This window comes from Ensifer sp. ENS11 (assembly GCF_014851895.1).
Classification (GTDB): domain Bacteria; phylum Pseudomonadota; class Alphaproteobacteria; order Rhizobiales; family Rhizobiaceae; genus Ensifer; species Ensifer canadensis.
On sequence record NZ_JACVAN010000005.1, the window covers coordinates 116,157 to 131,585 of the forward strand.

Annotated in this window: 13 protein-coding genes; 7 read left to right on the plus strand and 6 right to left on the minus strand. The window is 59.9% G+C overall.

Features of this window, described 5'->3' with window-relative positions; genetic code table 11:
• Window positions 1-84 precede the first annotated feature (84 nt).
• The 5 genes from IB264_RS11870 to IB264_RS11890 form a co-directional block, all read right to left on the minus strand.
• Window positions 85-1,683 (minus strand): ABC transporter substrate-binding protein, encoded by a 1,599-nt coding sequence (locus tag IB264_RS11870; RefSeq protein WP_192433381.1) that lies wholly within the window; start codon window positions 1,681-1,683, stop codon window positions 85-87.
• A gap of 88 nt (window positions 1,684-1,771) precedes the next feature.
• Window positions 1,772-2,401, minus strand: a complete 630-nt coding sequence (locus IB264_RS11875; protein ID WP_025430415.1) for an SGNH/GDSL hydrolase family protein — start codon at window positions 2,399-2,401, stop codon at window positions 1,772-1,774.
• 18 nt (window positions 2,402-2,419) lie between these two features.
• Window positions 2,420-3,568, minus strand: a complete 1,149-nt coding sequence (locus IB264_RS11880) for a mandelate racemase family protein (RefSeq protein WP_057221126.1) — start codon at window positions 3,566-3,568, stop codon at window positions 2,420-2,422.
• A 689-nt stretch (window positions 3,569-4,257) separates the two neighbouring features.
• Complete coding sequence (locus IB264_RS11885; protein ID WP_192433383.1) at window positions 4,258-4,944, minus strand: DUF542 domain-containing protein; 687 nt, start codon at window positions 4,942-4,944, stop codon at window positions 4,258-4,260.
• Between the two features lie 83 nt (window positions 4,945-5,027).
• The gene (locus IB264_RS11890; RefSeq protein WP_025430418.1) at window positions 5,028-5,915 is read right to left on the minus strand and encodes a ferritin family protein; all 888 of its coding nucleotides are present in this window, start codon (window positions 5,913-5,915) and stop codon (window positions 5,028-5,030) included.
• 215 nt (window positions 5,916-6,130) lie between these two features.
• Here IB264_RS11890 and IB264_RS11895 point away from each other — a divergent pair, with 215 nt between their 5' ends.
• Genes IB264_RS11895 through IB264_RS11925 form a run of 7 tightly spaced genes read left to right on the plus strand, consistent with a single transcriptional unit; the run spans window position 6,131 to window position 14,937 of the window.
• The gene (locus tag IB264_RS11895) at window positions 6,131-8,344 is read left to right on the plus strand and encodes a 4Fe-4S binding protein (protein WP_375154965.1); all 2,214 of its coding nucleotides are present in this window, start codon (window positions 6,131-6,133) and stop codon (window positions 8,342-8,344) included.
• Window positions 8,345-8,367: 23 nt separating this feature from the next.
• Window positions 8,368-10,287 carry a TAT-dependent nitrous-oxide reductase gene (nosZ, locus tag IB264_RS11900; protein ID WP_025430420.1) on the plus strand — a complete coding sequence of 640 codons (1,920 nt, stop codon included), beginning with the start codon at window positions 8,368-8,370 and terminating at the stop codon, window positions 10,285-10,287.
• A complete protein-coding gene (locus IB264_RS11905; protein WP_025430421.1) occupies window positions 10,287-11,657 on the plus strand; it encodes a nitrous oxide reductase family maturation protein NosD in 1,371 nt (456 codons plus the stop codon). The genes nosZ and IB264_RS11905 overlap by 1 nt, the downstream gene beginning before the upstream one ends.
• Window positions 11,654-12,565 carry an ABC transporter ATP-binding protein gene (locus IB264_RS11910; protein WP_192433387.1) on the plus strand — a complete coding sequence of 304 codons (912 nt, stop codon included), beginning with the start codon at window positions 11,654-11,656 and terminating at the stop codon, window positions 12,563-12,565. The genes IB264_RS11905 and IB264_RS11910 overlap by 4 nt, the downstream gene beginning before the upstream one ends.
• Complete coding sequence (locus IB264_RS11915) at window positions 12,562-13,389, plus strand: ABC transporter permease (protein WP_057207023.1); 828 nt, start codon at window positions 12,562-12,564, stop codon at window positions 13,387-13,389. Before IB264_RS11910 ends, IB264_RS11915 begins: the two co-directional genes overlap by 4 nt.
• A complete protein-coding gene (locus IB264_RS11920) occupies window positions 13,386-13,940 on the plus strand; it encodes a nitrous oxide reductase accessory protein NosL (protein WP_057216768.1) in 555 nt (184 codons plus the stop codon). Before IB264_RS11915 ends, IB264_RS11920 begins: the two co-directional genes overlap by 4 nt.
• Complete coding sequence (locus IB264_RS11925) at window positions 13,933-14,937, plus strand: FAD:protein FMN transferase (RefSeq protein WP_192433389.1); 1,005 nt, start codon at window positions 13,933-13,935, stop codon at window positions 14,935-14,937. The genes IB264_RS11920 and IB264_RS11925 overlap by 8 nt, the downstream gene beginning before the upstream one ends.
• Window positions 14,938-14,978: 41 nt before the next feature.
• On the opposite strand, the gene IB264_RS35590 is transcribed toward IB264_RS11925, so the two are convergent.
• Entirely contained in the window at window positions 14,979-15,308 is a 330-nt protein-coding gene (locus IB264_RS35590) for a DUF6522 family protein (RefSeq protein WP_057207022.1), read from the minus strand.
• Window positions 15,309-15,429 lie beyond the last annotated feature (121 nt).

Below are 15,429 nucleotides of genomic sequence, written 5' to 3' on the forward strand. Positions count from 1 at the left end.
ATGGGGCCAAACCTCATTGAAACGCGAGAAAGGCGCGTGCCAGCACGCGCCTTTTGGTTTTGGAGAATGAGACGGGTGGTGTTATCAGCGCTCCTTGGTCACGCCCTCGAAACGTGAAAGCCACGGACTGACGATCATACCCTTGACGTCGCTGCGATAGGCGGCAGTGTCGACAACTTCGGAGAAGGGCTGGATCGACATCACCGCCTCATCCATGTAGGCCTGCACGCCTTCATAGAGCTTGGCCTGCTTGGCGGGATCGCGCTCGACAAGTGCTTCCTCGATCAGCTTGTTCAGCTTCTCGTCGTAGAAGCTGGTGCGCCAGCTCTGGTAGTTGGTCAGCTTCGCCTCGTCGGAATTGTCGGGATTGTAGGCGATGGAGCGCAGGTTGTTGTCCGGATGCGGCTGCTGACCACCGCCGCCGCGGCCGACCAGCAATTCGAAGTTTCTCTCCCGCATTGCGCCGTAAATCTGGTCACCCGAACCGCTGATGAGCTCCGCCTGGATGCCGGCCTGGCCGAGCGTGTTCTGGATCGCCGTCGCCGCCTTCATGAACGGATCTTCGGACAGGACCCGCAGCGTGGTGCTGAAACCGTTCGGATAGCCGGCTTCGGCGAGCAACGCCTTTGCCTTTTCCACGTCCAACTTGTAGCCCTCGTCCGGAAGGGCGCCGAGCACGCCGGACGACAACGGACGCTGATGCAGCTTGCCGTAATAGGGCATGACCGCCTTGTCGAGGCCATCATAGTCGATGAGGTAGCGCAGCGCCTCGCGGACCTTCTTGTTGGCAAAACGCTCATCCTTCATCGAAACGCTGAGGTAGTAGAAACCTGAACCCGGCGTCGATTCGATGACAATCGCCTTGTCGGCCTCCAGCGATTTGAGGTCCGGTGCCTGCAGAGAATAGGCGACGTCTATGTCGCCTTTTTCCAACAGCAGCCGCTGCGACTGGGATTCCGGCAAGTGGCGCATCAACACGCGCTTCATCGCGGCCTTTTCACCCCAATAGTCATCGTTGCGTGTGAGGATGATGTATTCGTTCGACTTCCACTGCGTCAGTGTAAAGGGACCGGAACCAGCGGAATTCAGCGTCAGCCAACCAGCACCGAGGTCGCCGTCCTTCTCGTTCTCGAGCGCGACCTTGCTGTCCAGAATGGAGCCAGGGCCATTCTGCGCAAGGATCATCAGCAACAGGTTCGGGTCGTCGGGCTTCTGCAGATGAATCACGAAGGTGTGGTCGTCTTCAGCGACCAACGCCTTGTCGGCATTCTCAAGCGTGAAGCCACGCGACTTGAGGAAAGATGACTGCGCCAGGTTGCGGGCAAGCAGCCGCTTCAGGCTCCAGGCGACGTCGCCGGCCGTGACAGGATTGCCCGAAGCAAATTTTGCATCGCCGCGCAGGTGGAAGCGGATCGACTTGCGATCCTCGGCGATCTCCCAGCGTTCGGCGAGGCGAGGCTGAACGCTACGGTCTTGCGGCGAAAGGACGACCAAAGTGTCATAGATGTTGTTGAGCACCTGTACGGTCTCGCGGCCGGTAATGGCAGCGGGATCCAGCGTCAGGATGTTGCTCATGGTCGTGGCGACGACCAATTGGTCGGCCGGTGTCTCGGCGAACACGCCAATCGGCGAGGCTGTGGTGAGCAGCACGCCGAGGGCGGCCGTTGCAAAAAAGTGTCTCATGCTTCCTCCTTTTGCGGCCGTCCATGCGGATTTCGGCCTACCAGTTTCATGATCCGCCTGCCTGCTCCTCCGCAGGTGTTGGGACGGATCAGCCAAGAATTGCGCCGACGGGCGCGGCGAGCGCCCGGCCAACGGCTGCGGTCGCCGCGGCTTCCAGATGCACACCATCGACCTGTGATCCACGGGCAACCGCGCCGGCATCGAAGAACGCGTGCCCGAGTTCGCAGGCGAGTTTGTGGTAAAGCGGGGCAAGCCGCTCGGATTCTGCTACGCTTCTGCCAGCCGCCGGGTGTCCATCTGGACCGGGCGAACAGGGTGGTGGCGCAACGATCAGAAGCTTCGGTTTCGCGCCACTCGGCTTGTACGGAAATGTGTCCACGATCTGCGCCAGGCGGCGCATGCCGGAAACCGCACCCTCCGCACGACCTCCGTGCACCGGCTTGATATCATTGGTCCCAAGCATGATGATCACGAGATCGAGCGGCATATGGCTGGCAAGCGCCACTTCCAACGCCTTGGCGCCATTGCGGCAAGCGGGCCCGGCATGATCGTCATAGCAGGTGGTGCGGCCACCGAGCCCTTCCGATATGATCGCCGCCGCGTCACCAAGCTCCCGGTCGAGAACCTCGGGCCAGCGGCCCTCGGGCGGATGACGCAGACCAGTTGCGGGGTCCGCCCCCCAGGTCAGGCTGTCGCCGAAGGCGAGAACTGTCTTCATTGCCCAATCACCTCACTGTCATCGCGCGCGGTTGTTGTCGATGAAGTCGAAATCGATATCCTCGCCGAGCCCGGGGCGATCAGGCACGTGGACGTAGCCGTCCCGGTCCATCGGGTCGGAAAGTGACTTCAAATAATCGTGGCCATCGTCATATTCGAGGAACGGGTGCAGCAGGCCGCGCTCGTACCAGCGGCAGTTCTTGCTGGCAGCGACCACATGCAGGTTCATGGCAGTGTTGCCGTGCACCTCGCATTCCATGCCGAAAGCTTCTGCGAGATGCATGGTCTTGAGCGCAGGGGTTATGCCGCCGACGTCGTTGACGCCGGTGCGAAGTATGTCGCAGGCACCGGCCTTGATCCACTCGGCGCGATGCCAATGCTTGCCCGCGGCACTTTCCGGCCCGACCACAGGAATGTCGAGATTGTCGGCAAGCCACTTGTAGGAAGACAGCGACTGCTCGTCCATCGGCTCCTCGATCCAGTCGAAGCCGAGCTTTTCCAAGCCCCGCCCAAGTTCGAGCGCGTCCGTACGGGAATACCAGTGGAAGGCGTCGATCATCAGACGGATATCCGGACCAACCGCTTCGCGCACCGCAGCACAGGCCTTGATATCCATCTTAACATCCGGCGCCCAACTGACCGGCGGCATCCAGGTGTGTAGCTTGATGCCCTTGTAGCCGCGCTTAACCAGCGTTTCGCCAAAACGGCCGTAATCGTCCGGCGTCGCCAGGCCGCCGTCCAGTTCATCGCCGCACATGATGGAGCCATAGGCCAGTACCTTGTCGCGATAAGCGCCAATCAACTTGTATACAGGTTGATTGAGCGTCCTGCCCGCAAGATCCCACAGCGCACAATCGACAGCCGCAAGCGTGCGATCGGTGAGTTGCGCGGCTGACCCCCGCTGCCAGTGGGCGAGGTCCTGCCACAGCTTTTCTCGGTCACGATGGTCCTTACCGATAAGAACCTTCTTCACGAACTTATCGATCAGGTGCGGACGAACAATTTCCGGCGCGGTGAAGGAGTGCCCTTCATGGCCGTCTTCAGTGCGAATGGTCAGAATTGCCTGCTCCACCTGATGCGGCGGGCCTGGATGCGCGTGGCCAGCACTGTCCGAATGGCGGCGCGTGGTCGTGCGGAAGACTCGCACATCGACGTCGGTGATGATCATTGTTCCTCCGGTATGCGAAAATGGCCGGCTCCCCGCACCATTCTGTATGACACATACTTAGACAGATCATCACAGCTTTGTCAAATCTGTATGACAGCTTATTAAAACTGACGGACAGGTTCGCCCGATGCCGTACGGCCAGCGGCGAGAATACTGGCCCCCGGCGGCAAGTTCGCAACGAACGTTGGCCATTTGCGACGGGGCTCAAATGATCCGAGTTCAGATGCAGTTGCGAGCGTGTTCGCCCGGTAGCCGTGGTAGAAGAGATATCTCAAAGAAAGCGGAAGAAGACCGAGACGTAATCGGTCGAGCGACCCAAAGGTTTTGCGATCACCAGCTGTTTTCGCAATTTACGCCGCTCATTGCCGGCAACCCCTGCTTCAAAGATCGCTCATGCTGCCGTTTCCAGCAGATCCATTTTGCGCGTTTGATACAGTCATCCCGACCGCGGAGAATTGCACTTGGCGAGCTTGTGAAACAATACACCGAGCCCTGCCAGTTGCCTGGAATTTAATGCAACGGGAGCCAGAGGAAACCAAAGTCTCCGGTTCGTTAGGACCGGTCCACCCGACACCTCAACCAGAACTGCCGCCCCGCCCGGTAGAGCGAGGCAGAGCGACAACGAATTCGCAACGATAACAGCGCCACGCCGATATCGGTCGCGACCATCTGTCCACCGATGGAAGATGTCATGACGGAGACGCTACGTCCTCAACGCTGGAAAAGCGCGGAAACAAAACCTTGTTTTCCAGATGCATATGCGTGACCAAGTCCTCGGAAAACTTTTGAAGACCGACGTAAAGAGCCGTCCAGGATCGGCAGGCGCCGTCTGGAAGTGCAAACCCGTGGGTGAGATGCTCGATGGTGGCTAGGCTTTGGCCTTCGCACGCATGATCGTCTCGCATTCTGCCTATCAAGTGCTCGATATCGGGGTCCGGCTCGTGGCGCATCATCGGAAAGAGGGCGAGTTCCTCGCGGGCCATGTGGGGGATCAGTTGGTCTTGAAGGTCGACAAGCGCCTTCGCAAGGCCCATCGGCGCGCTGCTATGGGCGGCGTGAACGTGTTCCACTTTCTGCGCAAGCGGGATCAGCCATTCGAGGTCGTTTCGGTGTGTCTGGTGATATCGCTCCAGAATATGAGCGATAAGCTCGTTGGTGCCGTCCGGCGCATCGCGCCTTGCGGCTTGCTCGAGTGCCCAAAGGCGGTCAAGCAGGTCGCTCGCCACAACTCCGGCATCGGCCGCCGCATCACCAAGCGAAACATCGCCATCGCAGCAAAAACCGATTCCATGCTGTCTGAAGAGTTCGGCTGCACCCGGAAGTTCGCATGCAATCGTCCCGACGGTGGCGTCCAAGTTCAAGTTCAATTCCGTCAATGTGCTCTCCTCAATGCCCGGAAGGTTATGTCAGGAGAGACGTTGCGGTAGTTCGGCCGATCGTTCTTTGTCGAAACGCAAGTTCATTGTGGCGAGGTCGCAAGCGTTGCCGCATTCTTCTTCGCTCTGCCACGGAGGGCCTGCAAACAATCGATCGTGGCTGCTGCAAAGGTCTGCGCGCGTTGCCGCAGACCATCGTCGCCCTCACGCTCGGACAGGTCGAGATAACGCTCAAGCAGGAACTCGCAGAGCACCATCGCCGAAATCGTGCCCCCCTCAGGCAGTGGCGCTAAACCCAAGGGGGCGGCGAAGGGAACATCGATCATCTGGCGGGCTCTTTGCCGGGCATCAGTTGAAAGGGACGACCATGACGCGGTGCCCTCTGCCCTTGCATCGCCTGCGTTCATTTCCAGCCAATCGGCAAGCTGCGTTTCAACCGCCGCCAGGTCGTCAGCAACGATTAATCGATGGCTCCGCAGGTCGTGAAACGCTGTTCGCCTGGCTTTGCGCAGGATGCGGACATGGCCGAGTTCCTCCAGCGCCATGCGTTCTGCTGCCTGTCTGATTTCGGTTGAAGCCGCATCCGCCGCCACATAGCTCCAAAGCATGAACGCCTGCTCCTCGTTGCGCACGGCGACTGAAAAAGCCCTGTAGGCGTTGAGCAGTTCCGGGGCCACGATAAGCGCATCCCCATCGTCAAACATACCTGCATTGTCGGTCGCGGCGAAAATCCGTGCCGGACCTACAGGTGGGTTCGCCTCTTCAATCCAAGCGGAAACCATATCGAGATGTCCGCGCTCATCAGCTGCAAGCCCTTCGAACAGATCCGCTAGATCGGCTCGATTTTCGCGGCGCATGCGTTTTGCGAGCATGACGTAGCCGTCGATGGCTTCGCGCTCAAGCCTGACGGCAAGTTCAAGAAGTTCCCCAAGCGTTGCGACCAACGGCGGATCGATCCTGAGTGTCGGCATGACGGCTCCTTCGCTTGCGCTATGCGACTGTTTTACAGGAACAAACGCACCTCCGTTTGTTGCAGCGCAAAGAAGGTGATCGGACTTTGCGTAGGTTGCCGGTCAATTCGCCGGAAACAAGGATGCCCGCCAAACCGAGCAGCCAGTCTGTCGGGACGGAGCGACAAGAAATGCGCAACAACAACAAAAACCGCCACCGTCTCCGCTTGCTCTGCATGATGCTCGCGACGCTCCTTGTTTTGCTTGGAGCACACGGCTCCTATGCCGCCGGCGGGCTCGATGACTATCTTTCAAAGATAGTGCCCGCCGAGCTCTTTGCGGGTGCAGATCGCTTCGGCGCCACTGTCGGCGAACCACCGATCGCGCCGGTGTTTCGGGGTACCGATCTGCTCGGATATGCCTATCTCAACTCGGATTTCACCAGCGCTATAGGCTACTCCGGCAAGCCCATTCACATCGCCGTCGGCATCGATCCAAACGGCATCGTCAAGGGGATCAAACTTGTCGATCACAAGGAACCGATCGTCCTGATCGGCATTCCGGAACGCAAGGTCGTCGCCGCCTTGAACGCCATCATCGGCCGCGACCTGGGTCGCGTTGCGAGGGGACAGGAGCGACCGCCACAGGTCGATATCGTCAGCGGCGCGACCGTCACCGTTCTGGTCATGGGCGACAGTGTTGTTCGTTCGGCCGTTCGCCTGATCCGCAGCAATCGCCTTGGTACCAAGGCGAGCGTCGCCCAAGAGCCTGCGCCTCCCGTCCGCAAGCTCGATCCGGCAATGAACGAGACGGCCGACTGGCAGAGCCTGCTCGGCGACGGCTCGATCCGCAGCCTTAGAATGACGGTCGGCGAAGTGTCGGATGCATTTCGCCAGGCCAATCAAGCGACAGCGGCAGAACGGCCGGAAACGGTAACGCCCAACGACCGCTTCATCGACCTTTACACAGCGCCCGTGAGCGTTCCGGCCATCGGCAAAAGCCTGCTCGGTGAGGAAGGCTACGGTCGCCTTGTCAAACGCCTTAAACCCGGTCAGAGCGCATTGCTCGTCGCGGGCGATGGAGCCTATTCCTTCAAGGGTTCGGGCTATGTGCGCGGCGGCATCTTCGATCGGATTGAATTGCTCCAGGACGGCCAGGGCATGCGGTTTCGCGACCGCGACCACACGCGCCTGACATCGCTTGCAGCGCAAGGTGCGCCTCATCTTCGCGAGATCGCCCTTTTTGTCGTGTCGCCTGACTTCGCCTTCGATGTCACGGCACCATGGGAGGTACAACTTCTGGTGCAGCGAAGCGCCGGTGGGCGAGACAAGGCGACATTGCCTTTCAACCTCGGCTATGCCCTGCCACAGAAGTATCTGGTTGCCGACACGCACCCGCTCGAGGTCAGCCCTTCTGACGGCACGGCGCCAATTGTTGGCGAGGAAGCAGACGGCCAACCACTGTGGGTCAGCATCTGGCAGATGAACCGTGTCTCGGTCGCCCTCACCGCAACGGCACTTGTGTTTCTGACTGCGATCTTCTTCTTCCAGGACTGGCTCGTCCGACGCCCCATTCTGTTTGCCTGGATCCGCCGCGGTTTCCTTGTCTATGCACTTGTCTGGCTCGGCTGGTACGCCAATGCGCAGCTTTCAGTGGTCAATGTCCTGACGTTCACAAACGCCTTGATCACCGGTTTCCGCTGGGAGTTCTTCCTGTCGGCACCCCTCATCTTTTTGCTGTGGGCCGCCGTGGCGGCAGGACTTCTATTTTGGGGGCGTGGTCCGTTTTGCGGCTGGCTGTGCCCCTTCGGCGCCCTTCAGGAACTGACCAACGACATCGCGAAGTGGCTCAAGGTACCGCAGATCAAGGTTCCTTGGGGCCTTCACGAGCGTCTCTGGCCGATCAAGTACATCGTTTTTCTCGGCCTTTTCGGTCTGTCCTTCTATTCACTGGCGCTCGCCGAAGTCTTTGCCGAAGTCGAGCCCTTCAAGACCGCGATCGTCCTTAAGTTCGCCCGTGAATGGCCCTTCGTCGTCTTTGCACTGACGCTGTTGGCGGCCGGTCTTTTTATCGAGCGCTTCTACTGCCGTTACCTTTGCCCGCTGGGGGCAGCCCTCGCCATTCCAGGACGCATCCGCATGTTCGAATGGCTAAAGCGTTGGCCCGAATGCGGCTCGCCCTGCCAGCGCTGTGCCAAGGAATGTCCGGTTCAGTCGATCCACCCTGAAGGGCAGATCAATGTCAACGAGTGCATCTACTGCATGCACTGCCAGGAACTCTACCAGGACGATACGCGCTGTCCGCACATGATCCAGGTCCGGCTCAAGAGAGAAAAGTTTCAGGCCCTTTCGACCCCCACATCGCGAGGCGAAGCGCCAAGCAGGACGGCGGTTACGCACAAGGGAAAACCGATCGTGCGCGACGAGCCGCCGCCAGCCACACCCATCTGAAATCCACACAAGGAGAAATCGAAATGGCAACAGAAGACAAAGCAGTGCGCCTCAATCGACGTCAGCTTCTCGGCACGACAGCCGCGGCGGCCGTCGCCGGGGCGGCAGGTGTTGGTGGGGCGCTTGCCCTGTCCGGCACAACCGCATCACCGGCATTCGCTCAAGGCACAGGCGGCTTGCCCTTCGAGGTAAAGCCAGGCGAGCTCGATGAATACTATGTCTTCTTCTCCGGCGGACACAGCGGCGAACTGCGCATTCTCGGATTGCCATCCATGCGCGAGCTGATGCGTATCCCGGTCTTCAATCGCGACAGCGCCACCGGCTGGGGCCAGACCAATGAAAGCCGCAAGGTGCTCACCGAAGGACTTTTGCCCGAAACGAAAGCATATCTGGAAGACAAGGGCGGCATCTATCTCAATGGCGACCTGCATCATCCGCACCCCTCATTCACGGAGGGAACCTATGACGGGCGCTACCTGTTTGCCAACGACAAGGCAAATACCCGCGTCTGCCGCATTCGCCTCGACGTGATGCGCTGCGACAAGATCATCCAATTGCCGAACCAGCATACGGTTCACGGTCTGCGCGTACAGAAATATCCCAAGACGGGCTATGTCTTCTGCAACGGTGAGGACCGTGTACCAGTGCCGAACGACGGCTCGGTTCTCGACGATCACAAGCAGTATCACGCCATATTCACCGCCGTGGACGGCGAGACCATGAAGGTCGCCTGGCAGGTCATGATCGACGGCAACCTCGACAATGTCGATGCCGACTACCAGGGCAAATATGCCTTCGCCACCTGCTACAATTCCGAAGAGGGCGTCAATCTTGCGGAGATGATGGCCAAGGACCAGGATTGGGTGGTTGTCTTTGACCTCAAGCGGATCGAGGAGGCCGTCGCAAAGGGCGAATTCAAGGAGATGGGCGGCGTCCCCGTCCTCGATGGTCGCCACGGCTCACCCTATACGCGCTACATCCCCGTATCGAACGGACCGCATGGAATGAACACTGCGCCTGACGGTATTCACATCGTCGCCAACGGCAAGCTCTCGCCCACTGTTACGGTCATGGATGTGCGCAAATTCGACGACCTTTTCGCCGACAAGATCAAGCCGAGGGACACCGTTGTTGCCGAGCCGGAGCTTGGTCTCGGGCCGCTGCACACGGCCTATGACGGCAAGGGCAATGCCTATACCACGCTGTTCATCGACAGCCAGATCTGCAAGTGGAACATCGACGACGCCAAACGAGCCTTTGCCGGCGAAAAGGTAGACCCGATCCGCCAGAAGCTTGATGTCCACTACCAGCCCGGACACAACCACACGTCCATGGGACAGACAAAAGACGCCGATGGCAAATGGCTGATCTCGCTGAACAAGTTCTCCAAGGACCGCTATTTGAACGTCGGTCCGTTGAAGCCGGAAAACGATCAGCTGATCGACATTTCGGGCGACCAGATGGTTCTGGTGCACGATAATCCGACCTTCGCCGAGCCGCATGACGCGACGATCGTCCACAATTCCAAGATCAATCCGGTGAGCGTCTGGAGCCGGGACGATGTCTTCTTTGCCGATGCCGTGGCTCAGGCAAAGAAGGACGGTATCGATCTTTTGATTGATTCCGAAGTCATTCGGGATGGCGACAAAGTGCGTGTCTACATGACTTCGGCCGCACCGGCCTTTGGCCTCGAAAGCTTCACGGTCAAGCAGGGCGACGAAGTGACCGTCTACATCACCAACATCGATGAGGTGGAGGATCTGACGCACGGCTTCTCGATCATCAACTATGGCATCAACATGGAAGTGGCGCCCCAGGCGACAGCCTCCGTCACATTCCGCGCCGATAAGCCCGGCGTGTGGTGGTATTACTGCTCCTGGTTCTGCCATGCGATGCACATGGAAATGAAGGGCCGCATGCTCGTCGAGCCGAAGAAGGCCTGATGCACGCGCGCACTCTCATGCTCGGTGTTTCGATGGCGGCGCTCTGCGCCGCCATCGGCACCGCTTGCGCTGCGACGATCCGTGTCGACGCTGATGCCAGGCTGCAAGATGTCATCGAAGCCGCAACGCCCGGCGACACGCTCATATTGCCACCGGCGCGCTTTCTGGGGCCAGTTACGATCGACAGCGCGATCTCGCTGATCGGCGAGCCTGGCGCGACCATTCTCGGTAGTGGCAAGGGCAGCGTCGTCACCATCAACGCCGCTGACACGATCCTGCGCGGGCTTCGGATCGAGGGTTCGGGCAGCAACCTTGAAACCATGGACTCCGGTGTTTTCGTTGCCGCGACGGCAAAAGGTGCATCCGTTGAAGACAACGAGATCATCGGCAATCTCTATGGCATCTACCTGCATGGCGCCGCCCGATCCCTGGCGCGCGGCAATCGCATTGTCGGGACGAAGGACAGGCGCTTCAGCGAAACCGGCAACGGCGTCACGGTCTGGAACGCTCCCGGGGCACGTGTCATCGACAACACTATCAGCTTCGGACGCGATGGGATCGCGACCAACGCCAGCAAACGCAACGTGTTCAACGGGAACAGGTTTGAGAACCTGCGCTTTGCCATCCACTACATGTACACCAACGACAGCGAGATCAGCGGCAACATCTCCACCGGCAATTCTGTCGGCTACGCCATCATGTTTTCAAGCCGCCTGAAGATCATCGGAAATGTCTCGGACGGCGATCGCGATCACGGCCTGCTCCTCAACTACGCCAACAGCTCCAAGATCACCGGAAACGTCGTACGCGGGCGGCTTCAGAATTCCGACCGTTGGATGGCGAACGGTGGCGCCAAGGAAAAACCCGAACACGGGCTGCCGGCCGCGCAAGACACGTTTGCCGAGGGGACGGCCGTCCGATTGGGGCCGGAAAAATGCGTCTTCATCTACAACGCCAACAAGAACCGCTTCCGCGGCAATGTCTTTGAGGGCTGCTCGATCGGCATTCACTTCACGGCGGGCTCGGAGGGCAATGCACTGTCCGACAATGCCTTCATCAACAATCGAAACCAGGTCAAATATGTCGGCGCCCGGTATCTCGACTGGTCCGAAAATGGCCGCGGCAATTACTGGAGCGACAATCCGGCCTTCGATCTCAATGGTGACGGGGTCGGCGACAATCCCTACCGGCCGAACGACTTGATCGACCGGGTACTTTGGACCGCACCGCAGGCCAAGGTTCTGATCACAAGCCCGGCCGTTCAAGTCATTCGCTTTGCCCAGTCGCGCTTTCCGGCGCTGTTGCCGGGCGGCGTAATCGACAGCCATCCCCTGATGATGCGCCCGGACGACGAGGACCAGCAACCATGACACCTACGGTGAGCGTCACCAATGCAGGCAAGAACTATGGCAAGACGGAGGCTCTTCGAGACGTCTCGTTTGAGCTGGGTGCCGGTGAAACGATCGCCCTTGTCGGCCATAACGGCGCCGGCAAGACGACCTTGATCAAACTGATGCTCGGCCTTATCCGACCGACGACGGGCCGGGTCAGCGTCCTTGGCGAAGACCCGGCCTCAGGCGATTTCGGCGTTCGCGCAAGACTTGGCTATCTGCCTGAGAGCGTGTCCTTTCACCTCGCCCTGACCGGTCGGGAAACGCTTGCCTTTTATGCCCGCCTGAAGCGCGCTGACACGACCACTGCGACCGAACTTTTCGATCGCGTCGGCCTTTCCAGGGCGGCAGTTGACCGGCCGGTGCGAACCTATTCGAAGGGGATGCGCCAGCGTCTCGGCTTGGCCCAGGCTCTGCTTGGCGACCCACATGTCCTGCTTCTCGACGAACCCACGAGCGGGCTTGACCCGGCGCTGAGGCACAATTTTTACGAACTCATCGAGGCCTTGCGCGCCAAGGGAACGACGATCCTGCTTTCGTCGCACGCGCTGACGGAACTCGAGGGACGTGCCGATCGCGTCATCATCGTCAACGGTGGCAACAAGATCGCAGACGGCACCCTCGATGATCTTCGCAAGCTTTCAAGGCTGCCAACCCGCATTCGCGTGACCACCAAGGCTGGAAAGTCGCTTGAGGAGGAAATCGCGGGCCAGGTCGTCAAACACCACGACGGCGATCTCGAAATAGAGGTCAGGCAGGAGGACAAGCTCGCCGTCCTGCACCGTTTGAGCGCCGCCGCATTGGGGATTGCAAACCTCGTCGTCCTGGAGCCGACCCTCGACGAACTCTACGCACACTTCCTTCAGGGTCAAAAGGATAGCCGATGAACAACATCATGATCATTGCGCGCAAGGAGATCCAGGAGGGCATGCGCAACCGCTGGGTCGTGGCGACGACCCTTCTGCTGGCGGCTCTGGCGCTCACCTTGTCGTTCCTCGGTAGTGTGCCGACAGGCAATGTCGGTGCCAGCCGGCTTGATATTGTCGTCGTCAGCCTCTCGAGCCTGACCATTTTTCTTGTTCCGCTCATCGCGCTCCTGCTCTCGCACGATGCGATCGTCGGCGAAACCGAGCGTGGCACGATGTTGTTGTTGCTCAGTTATCCCATCGGCCGCAGGCAGATTCTCATTGGGAAGTTTACAGGTCACCTGACGATCCTGCTGTTTGCAACGCTTTGCGGCTATGGCGCTGCCGCCGTTGCACTTGCAGTCGTCGATGGCAACATAGCGCGCTCAAGCTGGCTTGCTTTCGCCTCCATGATCGGCTCGTCCGTCCTGTTGGGCGCGGTCTTCATCGCGATCGGCTACCTCGCAAGCACCGTTGCCAGCGAACGCAGCACTGCTGGCGGCATCGCAATCGCGGTGTGGCTGTTTTTCGTTCTGATCTATGACATGGCCCTGCTCGGGGCGCTTGTGGCAGGGCAAGGCCAGGCACTGCCGGCGGGCCTGCTCGATACCTTGCTGCTGCTCAATCCGACCGACGCCTATCGACTGCTCAATCTGGGCTCGGGCGACGCAGCGTCGCTGTCGGGGATGGGTGGCGTGGCCGAGCAATCGGCACTCGGCAAGACCGGGCTCATCCTGGCGCTGGTGTCATGGACATTTGCGCCGCTTGCGGTAGCCACTGCGATATTCTCAAGGAGAGAGCTATGAAAACGCGCAACCTCGTCGCCGTGGCGATGAGTGCCTTCGTGCTGGTTGGATGTGCCGCCGAAGAAGCAGACAGCCCGCCTCTTCCATATTCACTGACCGACGACGCCATGGGGCGCTATTGCGGCATGAACGTGCTCGAACATCCCGGCCCCAAGGGTCAGGTCATCCTCAAGCAGATACCCGAACCGATCTGGTTTTCGTCGGCCCGCGACACAGTCGCCTTCACCTTGCTGCCAGAAGAACCAAAGGAGATCGCCGCTATCTACGTGTCTGACATGGGCAAGGCGCCGACCTGGGAGAAGCCCGGAGCGGACAACTGGATCGACGCCAAAAGCGCCTTTTATGTCGTCGGCAGCAGATTGCGTGGCGGCATGGGGGCAGCCGAGGCCGTTCCCTTCTCCTCAAGGCAAGATGCGCTCAGCTTCACCGAAAGGCATGGCGGCCAAATCGTCGGCTTTGGCAACATACCGCAAGACTATGTGCTGGGAGCAGATGGGGCATCGCCTGCGTTGACATCATTTTCCGAACCGACGGAGGCTAGTCATGACTAGGATTATCGGGCGGCGGCGTGCAATCGCTATCATCGGGGCGACCATAGGCCTGCCTCTGCTGCCATTACCCGGCGCAGCCAGAGCGGCCCTGCGTCCGGTCACGTGGAGTGGCCAGGCGCTTGGGGCATCGGCAACACTGATCCTTAATCATGAAGACGAAGCAGTGGCACGCCGACTGCTGGACAGAGTCGTGGTCGAAATTGACCGTCTGGAGGCGATATTCAGCCTCTACCGCAGTGATTCAGCCCTTTCGGTCTTGAACAGGATGGGCGCGCTCGTCGCCCCGCCGGCGGAACTGGTACATCTTCTTGAAATCTGCGCGTCCTTTCACAAAATGACCGGCGGCACATTCGATCCGACGGTTCAACCGCTCTGGACGCTCTATGCCGATCATTTCGCCAAACCGTCCTCCGATCAGCGCGGTCCGTCGGCACGCGCAATCCGACAGGCACTGGCTTACGTCGACCTCACCCGTGTCCGGTTCAATGGCGACCGGATCGCGTTTGCAATGCCTGACATGGCTCTGACTCTGAACGGCATAGCACAGGGCTACATTACCGATCGCATCGTCGATCTGCTTCGTCAAAACGGCGTGGCGAGCAGCCTGGTCCATATGGGGGAAAGCCGGACGATCGGGGCCCGCGCAGATGGCAGCCCATGGCAGGTTGGGCTGGCGGCAAGCGACGTGGACGCTGCCTCAGACATCGTTTTACCGCTCGTCGACAGGGCGGTCGCGACGTCTGGCATTGCAGGCTTCAGTTTTGATGAGGCGGGACGGCTGTCGCATATTCTCGATCCCCGCACCGGCTTGACGATGCAGTCTTATCGGCGCGTGAGCGTTGTCGCCGATGACGCGGTCACAGCGGATGCGCTGTCGACAGCCTTCAGCCTCATGGAGCCGCAAGAGATAAAGGCCCTGATCGATACCCGGACCGATCTTGGCGCGGATCTTTTGAGCCGGGCAGGCACTCGGAGGCGCTTTGGTCTCGGCGCGTAACGAGGCCGACGCACCCGATGCCAAGACAAACCTGGCGCCTGTCAGCGACGCTGGCTTGCGTCCAGGTGACGCCGGCGCCAGTTCGCCAAGCGCTCGCGATCAAACGAAAAGACTTCGTCGATGACCGTTCCGTCCGCAGACACCGTCGCAGTCCAGCAGCGACCGCCACATCGCAGCGTTAGCCTGAACGTTCCAACGTGCTCGCCCTGACCGACCTCGACCTGGCTCTTGACCTCGCCTCGGCTCAGGCGGTTTTTCAACTCCGCCGGGGGCAGGCGGAGTGCCGATGACATCGTTGGCGCCGGCACGGAAAAATCGCCCTCGGGGTCGCGTTCGACGCGGATAACCCGCCTATTGGTCAATGTCAGCATTGAACGGATCTCTCTGAGGACCAGGTTTTCGTCATGAAGGATAGAGCGCCATTCGCAAATATCTCAAGCCGGGGCCCGACATTGACGGCGTGTCGAGACGTTCTGATATGCAAACAGCATC

Bases quoted from the DNA above. Each gene is read 5' to 3' on its own strand.
- IB264_RS11925 (WP_192433389.1), top strand. From the start codon at position 13,933: ATGACTAGGATTATCGGGCGGCGGCGTGCAATCGCTATCATCGGGGCG.
- IB264_RS11895 (WP_375154965.1), top strand. From the start codon at position 6,131: ATGATGCTCGCGACGCTCCTTGTTTTGCTTGGAGCACACGGCTCCTAT.
- nosZ (WP_025430420.1), top strand. From the start codon at position 8,368: ATGGCAACAGAAGACAAAGCAGTGCGCCTCAATCGACGTCAGCTTCTC.
- IB264_RS11880 (WP_057221126.1), bottom strand. From the start codon at position 3,568: ATGATCATCACCGACGTCGATGTGCGAGTCTTCCGCACGACCACGCGC.
- IB264_RS11890 (WP_025430418.1), bottom strand. From the start codon at position 5,915: ATGCCGACACTCAGGATCGATCCGCCGTTGGTCGCAACGCTTGGGGAA.
- IB264_RS11920 (WP_057216768.1), top strand. From the start codon at position 13,386: ATGAAAACGCGCAACCTCGTCGCCGTGGCGATGAGTGCCTTCGTGCTG.
- IB264_RS11910 (WP_192433387.1), top strand. From the start codon at position 11,654: ATGACACCTACGGTGAGCGTCACCAATGCAGGCAAGAACTATGGCAAG.
- IB264_RS11915 (WP_057207023.1), top strand. From the start codon at position 12,562: ATGAACAACATCATGATCATTGCGCGCAAGGAGATCCAGGAGGGCATG.
- IB264_RS11875 (WP_025430415.1), bottom strand. From the start codon at position 2,401: ATGAAGACAGTTCTCGCCTTCGGCGACAGCCTGACCTGGGGGGCGGAC.
- IB264_RS11905 (WP_025430421.1), top strand. From the start codon at position 10,287: ATGCACGCGCGCACTCTCATGCTCGGTGTTTCGATGGCGGCGCTCTGC.
- IB264_RS11870 (WP_192433381.1), bottom strand. From the start codon at position 1,683: ATGAGACACTTTTTTGCAACGGCCGCCCTCGGCGTGCTGCTCACCACA.
- IB264_RS35590 (WP_057207022.1), bottom strand. From the start codon at position 15,308: ATGCTGACATTGACCAATAGGCGGGTTATCCGCGTCGAACGCGACCCC.